The sequence below is a fragment of the Rothia sp. HMSC075F09 genome (genome assembly GCF_001810515.1).
Lineage (GTDB): Bacteria > Actinomycetota > Actinomycetes > Actinomycetales > Micrococcaceae > Rothia.
In genome coordinates, this window is sequence record NZ_KV801774.1 from 46,838 (window position 1) to 53,010 (window position 6,173).

Below are 6,173 nucleotides of genomic sequence, written 5' to 3' on the forward strand. Positions count from 1 at the left end.
ACGTAGTGGTTGGGCTAGGGGTTTAGACAAAAAAGTAACGAGGCGCCCCTCCCCGTTTAGGGGTGGGGCGCCTCGCCTCATACGTATCGCATGTAGGAGTGTGAGCTATTCGAGTTCAACCGGACCAAGCACGCGAACCTCCTCAATATCCAGGATTTCCTGAATCGCGTGGAGCACATTCGTGTCGATTATGCGCTCATTACGCAGGCGCTTGAGCACGCTGCGTTGCTTCTCCAAATGCCGCAGGCGCAGCTCTTTCTCAAGGTCGCCCGCTTCAATAATGCGGCGGGCTTCTTCCGGCGCATTCGCACCGTCTTTACGAACGGCGTGCAGGTTGCGGTGTATACTCGCGTTGTACATCTGTTCGTCGGCAATGCGGTCGATAATCCACTGTGGTGCACCAATTTCCTGGCCGATCTCAGCCACAGAGTCGAAGGACTCGGCAATGATCGTGCGGATTGCTTCATTAATCTCATCTTCTTCGGTGGTATCAACCGGAATTTTCGCCCACCTAATAACGAGCGGCAGGAGCATCCCCTGAACCACCATCGACAGCAGAACCACGCCCGCAACAACAAAGATAATAAAGTCACGCGCGGGAACATCAGTCGGCACGGAGAGAGCCACCGCGAGGGAAACACCGCCGCGCAGTCCCGCAAAGGTACTCACTACACGGCCACGGAAAGTTGTGCGCAGCTGCTTCTGCTTTTCTGAACGGTCAAGGGCACGAATAATACCGATCGAGACGTGCAGGAAAATAAAACGCGCCGCAATGGAAACAAGCCATGCCACCACAATCACGGCGAACGTCAAAGCCCACGCATAGTTGTATTCACGAAGAACATCATCCACAGGCGCTGTGGCGCTGGGCAGCTGAACACCCACGAGCACGAAGAGCGCACCGTTCATGACATAGGAGACAAACGACCAGATGGGCAGACCGTAGAAACGGTTTTGGGGTTTGATGGTATCCGGTCCGCGATAGGTCAGGTAGAAAGCGGCGACCACCACAGCCACCACTCCGGAACCTTTCATGCCCTCAAAAGGCTCGATCTCTTCAGCCAGGAAGAAAGCAATAAACGGCACGGTAAACATGAACACGCTGAAGTTCATGGGGTTGCCGATGTGCGCACGCAGCTTATCTACACCCCATCCGACGGCCAGGCCAACGAGAGTTCCAATCAGGAACGAGAAGAAGAACATTCCGGATGCAGTCCCCAGGGTAAGTTCATGACCACCCGCAAGCTGCAGGGCGAGTGCGAAAAGAACTAGGGTGGTGCCGTCGTTAATGAGTGCTTCCGCTTTAAGGGTGGTGATGGAAGATTTGGGGAGTTTGCCGTTGAGCGTTGCCACGGCCACAGCATCGGTGGGGGCGAGCGCCACACCGATAATCAGCGCCACAGGCCAGATGAAGACGCCCATAAATGTGTGAAGCACCCAGGCGATAACGAACGCCGTGAAAATTACGAGCACCGTGCCCGAGAGCAGAATGCCGCGCAGACGAGCGCGCGCCTCACGCCAGGAGGTGTTTCGGGTCTCCCAGAACAGCATCACGGGCAGGAAGATTTCGAGAATCACGTGCGGTGGCAGCCCGACCTCGCGCACCTCGTGCATGGCGTGAACGGGGATGAGCGCCAGCACAAGCCCCAGGAAAATGAGCAGAATGGCGGGGGTTATCCGTATTTTATGGGCGAGGATATTACCCAGAAGAATTGCCAGCGATAGGGCAATGATGACTTCAAGCAATTTGGTGTGTTCCTTTTGGATGTGGCGGCTGGTTCATGGTGTGCGTCTGATAGACGGCTGATGTCCGCGAGTGTGCGGGTGCCAGGGTGCCCAAAATGTTTTGCTCGTTCCCTGGGCCGTGAGGCTTCCGCGTGGGGACGAGTGCGGGCGTAGCTTCTGTATTTTACCGTTGTTCAGTGCGGGTGGGTGGATGTTTACCCTGAGCAAAACCTTGCCTTATGGCCGCTCGGGATGTGAGTTTATGGGAGGCGACCTGCGTGCATCCGGCGGGTCTGCTCAGCCGGGCCTGCTCAGCCCATGAACCGCCCTACTCTAACCGCTTTTCATGACGTTTTGTGTCGTTCTGACGTGAACTTGGGGTCGTACTGTGTCAGAGAACAGAAAATCCGCCCCTGTGAGTGCGCGCGAACACTCAGAACGTGAGAAGATAAGGTCATGACTGATAACAACACCGTAACCGGCAGCCCGCTTGTTAAGCGCGGCCTGGCCGACATGCTCAAGGGCGGCGTCATCATGGACGTCGTCACCCCCGAACAGGCTAAGATCGCTGAAGATGCTGGCGCTGTTGCCGTCATGGCTCTCGAGCGCGTTCCCGCGGATATTCGTGCGCAGGGCGGCGTGGCTCGTATGTCTGACCCGGACATGATTGAGGGCATCATTGATGCTGTTTCGATTCCGGTCATGGCGAAGGCACGCATCGGCCACTTCGTTGAGGCTCAGATTCTGGAGACCCTGAAGGTCGACTACATTGACGAGTCTGAGGTTCTTTCTCCCGCTGACTACGTGAACCACATTGATAAGCACCAGTTCAAGGTGCCTTTCGTGTGCGGTGCTACCAACCTGGGTGAGGCTCTGCGCCGTATCACCGAGGGTGCCGCTATGATCCGTTCGAAGGGCGAGGCTGGCACCGGTGACGTCTCTGAGGCGACTAAGCACATCCGCACCATTAAGCGTCAGATTGCTGAGCTACAGGGCCTGTACAACACCATGCCCGATGAGCTGTACGTGAAGGCTAAGGAACTGGCTGCACCGTACGAGCTGGTTCGTGAGGTTGCTCAGACCGGTAAGCTGCCCGTGGTGATGTTCACCGCTGGTGGTGTGGCTACCCCCGCTGACGCTGCGATGATGATGCAGCTGGGTGCTGACGGCGTGTTCGTTGGCTCCGGTATTTTCAAGTCGGGCGACCCGGTTGCTCGTGCGAAGGCTATCGTGAAGGCTACCGCGTTCTACAACGACCCGGAGAAGGTTGCTGAGGCTTCTCGCGGCCTGGGTGAGGCTATGGTCGGCATTAACGTTGCTGACATTCCGGCACCGCACCGCCTGGCGGAGCGCGGCTGGTAATTCGTGCGCGCACCCCGTCTGTGGGGTGAGTGTTTGATGAGGGGGTGGGGTTCGCTGAGGCGGGTCCCACCCCTTCTTGTTTTGTTGTTTTTGTGAAGGGAGCGGTGATGGTTGAGAAGGTTCAGCCTACCGGTGTTTTGCCGGGTGAGGGTTTGACGGTTGGTGTTTTGGCGTTGCAGGGCGGCGTGAGTGAGCATGCGGAGATGCTGGAGTCTTTGGGCGCTCAGGTGCGTTGGGTGCGTACTGGTGAGCAGCTTGAGGGTCTGGATGCGTTGGTTTTGCCGGGTGGTGAGTCGTCGACGATTGACCGTTTGACCCGTATTTTTGGTGTGCGTGAGCCGCTGATTGAGGCGATTTCTTCGGGTCTGCCGACTCTGGGTACCTGTGCTGGCCTGATTATGTTGTCGGAGCGTATTGATGATCCGGCGCCGGGTCAGCAGTCGCTGGGTGTTTTGGATGTTTCCGTGGGTCGTAATGCGTTTGGTTCGCAGGTTGATTCTGCGGAGGTGCGCCTGCCGTGGCTGACCCCTGCCGGTGATGAGGTGGTTATTGATACGGCGTTTATTCGTGCGCCGATTGTAACTGGCACTGGTGAGGGTGTGCAGGTGACGGCTCGTCATGAGGGGAAGATTGTGGGTGTGCGTTCGGGCAACCTGATTGGTATTTCTTTCCACCCGGAGGTTACGGGCGATACGACGGTGCATGAGGAGCTACTGGCTCTGGCACGCGAGGTGAAGGGCAAGTAGCCCCTCCCCCAAAAAATAAGCCCGGTAATGACCGTTTAAAGAGTTGTGGCGATGACCGTTGTTCGGTCACCGCCACAACTGTTTTTGCGTGGGCTTATGCGTGAGTGGGTTTATGCGCGGGAGCTGCTGGGGATTTGGGGCTGGGCCTTCCATTGCTGGTAGGCGCTCGTGGCGAGGAATCGTGCACGGTTCGCGTCGCTGAGCGTCTTGATGTCTGCGGGGGCTGCCTCGTACCACTTTTCGTAGAGACGAATAATCATTTCGGGGTAGGCGGCTTCTTCCAGGTCGGCGCGGTGAGGGATGAATTCGTTGCGGTCCTTGATGTCTCGGTACTCGCTACCGGCGAAGGGGTCGGAGAGTCCAACGCTGGGGCGAGCGTTGTAGGCATCGATGTTTTGAACGTATTCGGGGAAGGTGCTCCGCCCTGCTTTGAGTGCGGCGTGGCACTTGCTGTCGATTTCGCTGGGCTCAATCATGTGGGCGCCGTCTGCGAGGATGTGCCGGTACTGGATGTACGCGGGGTATTGTTCATCGGTGCGCGGGACGGGCTTGGCGGCTTCTGCTGATGCGAGATCTTCAGCGGAGTATGAGGAGCAGCTGACGGTGGGCGTGGTGCTTGCCGTTGCTGAGGCGCTCGCCGTGGAGGGTGAGGGGGTGCTGCTTGCCGCGGTGTTTGCACCACCGCAGGCGGCAAGGAACAGGGGCAGGGTTAAGAGAGCGGCACCGTATCGCAGTGCGCTATAGCGGGGGTTGGGGGTCCTAGAATTCAGGGTCATGATGTTACCTCATTGTGGGCTGGAACATACCGAATTGACCCTCACTATACGGGCAGTTTTGATACGTGGTCAAGAGAAAATTATGTTTATTTTTTAAAAGCCAACAGCTCGAAAGAAAATCGACAAACAAGCTTATTCAGCGTCTTGACTTGCGCAAACACGGAAGCCACCGGGCTCTTGAAGCAAATACGGCACAAAGACACCAGCATCAGATATTGTTATTTGCCCGATAATCAGCAGAAGCCAACATATCCAGAGGGGCACGGTTGGAGCGCCCTTTATGCAACCTCGAACTCCGTAAAAGCCTGCACCTCAACGGCCCAACGCTACTGCAGGAGGAAATAGATAAGTCCCCTAACGTATTCCCAGAGCAGCACCGAGAGGACGCACTGCGCAACAAATGCGGCTACAGCTGCGAGGGTTGGTATCCAGTAGCTACGCTTAGAACATGCAATAAAAACTGCTATAAAAATAACGCATGAGACAATATCGGGACCCAATAGAATGAATGCCTGTAGATCATATGGCCACAATATTCCATGCATATATTCTGTAGGAACTTTACATGAACTTAAGATATTGCCTTTTAAAATTTCATAAGTCCCATACATTTTAAAAACTAAATATAGCGACGCAATCCAAAAAATGCCTATGCGAAGCTTTACACCCAGCCATATACTAAAGATCTGCCACAAGCTAGCTAATACAACTCCCACCACGAAGAAGGGTATATAGTCGAAATATGCACTTTGCCACCTATCACATGGCGAGACAAATCCATTGAACTCTATATACAGGCTAGTTGGGAAAATATAGAAAAATTGCAATACAATGAGAAACAAGATATATAAAATTATTTTCTCATTTACGGCAAACATCTTATAAGTAGAATTCATGATGCCATTTCCTTTCAGTAGCATAAAACGCTAGTAGCGGAACACCGAATACATAGCCTCAATGTTGTTTTTCTTATCTACTAAGCCCCAAAACCAAAGCTAAAACAGTAAGTGACCCGCAAAATCTCCGCACTCTTACCCTATCTACCTCATGTTTAAGCAGGTCAGAACCTTAAGACTACTGGGTAGCACACCTTGTGTCTAGAGTGTTGGTTTTAAACTAAGATGGTATTTTCCATTGACCACATATCAAATATTTGGGTATGTTTAGACGCAATATATCGTTCCATCCCTCTTGTGAGGTGGTCTCATGACCCACACCCCTGTTTTTCTTTCGTTCCGTTCCAGCGGTCTACGACGCAGTGCCGCGCTGGCGATTCTCCCCCTGCTTCTTGCCTCCTGCGGTAGCTCCACCAGCACGGCATCAAACACTCCCGCACCCTCGAACACAACCGTGGCTTCATCCCCGTCAGCTTCAAGCGCCGCCGGGTCCGCTTCCTCTTCCGCGGCGAAGAAGACCTCCACCCCCTGCCTTGAACCTGACGAAGCCGCGAAAGCTCAAGCCCTCAAGCAGCAGGAAGCCATCAGCGCCGACCGCGGTACGGCACTGCCCTCCTACGTCTCCGCGCGGCATGTTGTGCGCAACCAGGCGAACTTCCCCCCCCCCC

At 54.9% G+C, this 6,173-nt stretch carries 4 protein-coding genes and 1 pseudogene; 3 read left to right on the plus strand and 2 right to left on the minus strand.

Annotated elements, in window-relative coordinates; translation table 11 throughout:
• Positions 1–105: 105 nt before the first annotated feature.
• The gene (locus HMPREF2749_RS01150) at positions 106–1,746 is read right to left on the minus strand and encodes a Na+/H+ antiporter (protein WP_005507297.1); all 1,641 of its coding nucleotides are present in this window, start codon (positions 1,744–1,746) and stop codon (positions 106–108) included.
• Between the two features lie 435 nt (positions 1,747–2,181).
• Between HMPREF2749_RS01150 and pdxS the strand changes: the two genes are divergently transcribed.
• Entirely contained in the window at positions 2,182–3,087 is a 906-nt protein-coding gene (gene pdxS / locus HMPREF2749_RS01155; RefSeq protein ID WP_005507298.1) for a pyridoxal 5'-phosphate synthase lyase subunit PdxS, read from the plus strand.
• 107 nt (positions 3,088–3,194) lie between these two features.
• Positions 3,195–3,833 carry a pyridoxal 5'-phosphate synthase glutaminase subunit PdxT gene (gene pdxT, locus HMPREF2749_RS01160; protein ID WP_049346512.1) on the plus strand — a complete coding sequence of 213 codons (639 nt, stop codon included), beginning with the start codon at positions 3,195–3,197 and terminating at the stop codon, positions 3,831–3,833.
• Between the two features lie 110 nt (positions 3,834–3,943).
• On the opposite strand, the gene HMPREF2749_RS01165 is transcribed toward pdxT, so the two are convergent.
• Complete coding sequence (locus tag HMPREF2749_RS01165; RefSeq protein ID WP_070593105.1) at positions 3,944–4,609, minus strand: hypothetical protein; 666 nt, start codon at positions 4,607–4,609, stop codon at positions 3,944–3,946.
• Between the two features lie 1,206 nt (positions 4,610–5,815).
• Between HMPREF2749_RS01165 and HMPREF2749_RS01175 the strand changes: the two are divergent.
• Positions 5,816–6,173, plus strand: a pseudogene (locus tag HMPREF2749_RS01175) (hypothetical protein); the annotation flags it as partial.